Raw genomic sequence first — 1,160 nt, forward strand, 5'->3', positions numbered from 1 at the left:
CTAAATAACTGTTCCAATTAGTAGATCACTTGTAGGCGGGAACTCAATGCGGTTTGAGCGATCTGATCAGTCGCCAAACAACACAAACCATCAACCGCATTGAGTATGAGCAAAATAACATTTTTCCATAGCGCTGAAACCCGTCGATTGAAGAAAGTCATTCATAAAACCAGGGATAAAGACCTGTGCCGCAGAGCCAATGCGGTTCTGCTGGTGTTAAAAGGGACCACTAAATCTGCAGTCGCCCGTGTGCTTCAGGTGGGTCGTTCCTCCGTGAATCGCTGGCTCGCCTGGTATGAAGTAGCCGGCGTGGATGGTTTGAAAACAAAAGGAGTTGGCAGGCCAGTTCGCCAGCCCAAAACCTTTATCTGTAAGGTATTAAGGCTGCTGTTGGAGCAAGCGCCACGAACCTTAGGTTATCAGCGCTCCCGCTGGAGTACAGAGTTGTTCGCGTTGATGCTCAAAAAGCTGTGCAGCATCAAGGTGCATAGCTCCACCATCAGGCGCTGGCTACCCACGCTGGGGATTGTCTGGCGTCGGGCGGCTCCGACGTTGTACATCAAAGACCCGGATAAAGAAGCGAAGTTAACAGCAATGCGTGAAGCGCTGGACAACAGCAGTATCGACCATCCGGTGTTTTATGAAGATGAAGTGGATATTCACCTGAACCCGAAGATTGGCGCGGAATGGGGCCTCAAAGGTCAGCAGCGTAAAGTCGCGACACCAGGACAAAACAAGAAACACTATTTAGCCGGAGCACTGCACAGCCAAACTGGACAAATCAGCTATGTCGGTGGACAGCGAAAAACAAGCGACCTGTTTATCGAGTTACTGAATAAGGTCAAAGGTCAGTACAGGCGGGCGAAAAGCGTGACCTTTATTGTGGATAATTACATCATTCACAAGAGCAAGAAAACGCAAAAGTGGCTGACAGAAAACCCGAAGTTCAAGCTACTGTTTTTACCGGTCTACAGCCCGTGGCATAACAAAATAGAAAAGCTCTGGCATGCGCTGCATGAAACGATTACTCGCAACCATCACTGTAAAACGATGGATGAACTACTGGAGCAGGTCGACCATTTTATGGAGACGGCAGCCCCGTTTCCAGGTGGCAACCATGGGCTAAAGACGGTGTATCACAATTAGGATCAGTTATTTAG

The 1,160-nt window shown here is 48.9% G+C and carries 1 protein-coding gene; it reads left to right on the forward strand.

The genetic code is table 11. The features are described from left to right. Window positions 1-105: 105 nt before the first annotated feature. On the forward strand, window positions 106-1,146 hold the full coding sequence (locus ACFO3I_RS19120) for an IS630 family transposase (RefSeq protein ID WP_377336825.1): 1,041 nt from the start codon (window positions 106-108) through the stop codon (window positions 1,144-1,146). Window positions 1,147-1,160 lie beyond the last annotated feature (14 nt).

Origin of the sequence: Rheinheimera marina (genome assembly GCF_042654345.1) — a bacterium.
GTDB lineage: Bacteria > Pseudomonadota > Gammaproteobacteria > Enterobacterales > Alteromonadaceae > Pararheinheimera > Pararheinheimera marina.

Excerpts from the sequence above, each read along its gene's own strand:
- ACFO3I_RS19120 (WP_377336825.1), top strand. The coding sequence starts at position 106 with ATGAGCAAAATAACATTTTTCCATAGCGCTGAAACCCGTCGATTGAAG.